General features: G+C 42.0%; 3 protein-coding genes. All 3 read right to left on the bottom strand.

Annotated features, from left to right (window positions below; all coding sequences use genetic code 11):
• Positions 1–31 precede the first annotated feature (31 nt).
• Positions 32–637: a DUF4129 domain-containing protein gene (locus I8752_RS21930; protein WP_214434394.1), complete on the bottom strand. Its 606-nt coding sequence runs from the start codon at positions 635–637 to the stop codon at positions 32–34.
• Positions 638–750: 113 nt separating this feature from the next.
• Entirely contained in the window at positions 751–1,236 is a 486-nt protein-coding gene (locus tag I8752_RS21925) for a DUF2243 domain-containing protein (RefSeq protein ID WP_214434393.1), read from the bottom strand.
• Between the two features lie 344 nt (positions 1,237–1,580).
• Positions 1,581–2,024: a hypothetical protein gene (locus I8752_RS21920; protein ID WP_214434392.1), complete on the bottom strand. Its 444-nt coding sequence runs from the start codon at positions 2,022–2,024 to the stop codon at positions 1,581–1,583.
• Positions 2,025–2,277 lie beyond the last annotated feature (253 nt).

The raw sequence follows: 2,277 nt of genomic DNA, 5'->3' as shown, positions 1-2,277 counted from the left end.
TGCTCCCCCTGCTCCCCCTGCCCCTCCGCCTTTACTCCTGGGCAATTTCCCGATATGCTTGCTGACACTGTTCATAATTTTCTGAGAAAATCTCAGTGTTGCCAAAACATAATTGCTCGTGAGTGGTAATCAAAGTTTCATAGGGCTGTATCGGGGTTACGGTTGAACGGAGCAATTGCAGATATTCGCCATCTGTGCGACTGGGTTTGTGAAGGACAATACCAGTATCATGCAAGCGCTGTAATATTGCCATGTAAAGACAACGGCAAGCTTCGCGGTAGTTACCTTGACGATACAATTGTTGCGATCGCTCTAACCAAATACCTACCGAGAAATCATTAGAATAGACTTTTGCCCCAGAATTAGAGGCATTCTTACCGCCAGTCAGCCAAGAATATATGTAGTGACCAAATTCTCGCCACAAGCGCCAACCCGCCCAAGCCAAAACTAAAGCCAATATCAGCCAAAACAAAAATTTCAGCAAATTAACTAGCCAAGGACTAATTGAAATAGGTGCGAATTCTGGCAAATTTTGTTGAAAGCGATAAAACTGGTATTCTAACCATTCTCCTACTTGTTGTTGTAACTGAGAAAGCTGCCAACCCAAGCTGGTTTTTTCAAAAGTATCTGTAGACATAGAGGGGAGATGAGGGGCAAGGAGAGCTGGGGAGGTAATCAGAGTAACAATTAATTGTTGTACAGACTCGATAAATCGCGTCTTTTATTGTACAGGCGCGATTCATCGCGTCTCTACTCCTGATTTCTAACTTTCGTTTGTAGCATTAACCAACCCAATACAACAAGTAGCGCACCTAATATCAAAAATCCTACATCCCAAGCTAACTGATTTGGGCCTGGTTTCACATGATGAATACCCAAAATTTGATGGTCAATCGTTCCTTCAACCAAGTTGAATAATCCTGCACCAATGAGCAAAGAGCCAACAAAGGTTTTTGATGACCAAGGAACATCATCACGACCGCCTGCCCGCCACAGCAATACTATTCCTACTACAGTTAATATCCAATCGAAGGCATGAAACAAGCCATCCCATACCATGTTCAAATCTATGTTTGAGGTAGTAGTTAGAGGTCTAGTGCTGCTCAACATATGATGCCACTGCAAAATTTGATGCAGCAAGATGCCATCAAAAAACCCATTGAGACCCAAACCTAAGATAATCCCAGCAGCAATCAACGGCATCCGCCGATGCACGTAGCCACTTTTTGCCTCCATTGTCAACCTCGTAGACAGATTTTTCTCACACAATAGAATTTTTTTCCAGCAATATCTTCTCTCTTGAGATAAGTTCTAGCTTTTAAGCAGGAGGTAGGAGGCAGAAGGCAGAAGGCAGGAGGGAAAAGTCAGTTTATGACAAGGTTTCATAAGTTGGCATTTTACATTTAATTATGTCCATCTACTTAATAAGTGGAGATTTTTCATAAAAATAAATCAAATATAGCAGTTTGCAATTGAGTGTAATAAATCACGAAGCTCGAATTGCTTTAGCGATGATTACGAATTTGTATTTCAGCCAAATTTAACCGCTATATTTGGTCTTTAGCTCGGCACAGAATTGATTATTTACCAGAGCAGTAGCTATTAATTTCCTGCACTATTGCACTTTCTTGACTAGTAGTCTTTTTCAGGGATGCTAAGAAGTTATTTGCGGCTGGGAAATTCTTTTTATCTAAAGCACTGGCTGCATCACGCAATCCTTTGCTGGTGTCTTGATAAAGTGTTAGAAAGCGTCCCTGATAACCTTGTAGTTTTTCATCTTTAACTTCTACTGCTTTCATTTCGTTGGCAACTCCGTCTATCTTACCAGCGACTTCTGTTAATGATTTAGAACCTTGTTGAGGCTTGGGATTTTTACCAAATTCCTGGCCGATGGTTGCTGCTTTATTTGCAACCTTTACTATTTTGTTACATTGAGAAACTTTACTTTCTCCACAACCCGTAACTAGTAATGCGATCGCAGCAGTTGTGGAAAGCATCATAGTTGGTTGAAATACGCGTTGCATTTGTTTTATTTTCTCCTACTATCTTCTCAGAAAATGGACACAAGAAATAGATAATTAGCAAAAAGACCTTTTGAAGTCAGCAACAGGGTGTAGGGGGCAGGGGGTAGGGTGTAGTGAAGACGGCACTATCTGGGGGCTTGTAACCCCCACCAATGCCATCGTCTTAAAAAGACGGGGCTTGTATCAATACGGTTGTTGGGGCTATCTCTTTCCCCACACCCCACACCCCACACCCTACACCCCACACCCACTC

Origin of the sequence: Dendronalium phyllosphericum CENA369, from assembly GCF_016056275.1 — a bacterium.
GTDB classification, from domain to species: domain Bacteria; phylum Cyanobacteriota; class Cyanobacteriia; order Cyanobacteriales; family Nostocaceae; genus Dendronalium; species Dendronalium phyllosphericum.
Note: the sequence above shows the minus strand (reverse complement) of the source record. Positions and strands in the feature narration are given on the sequence as shown.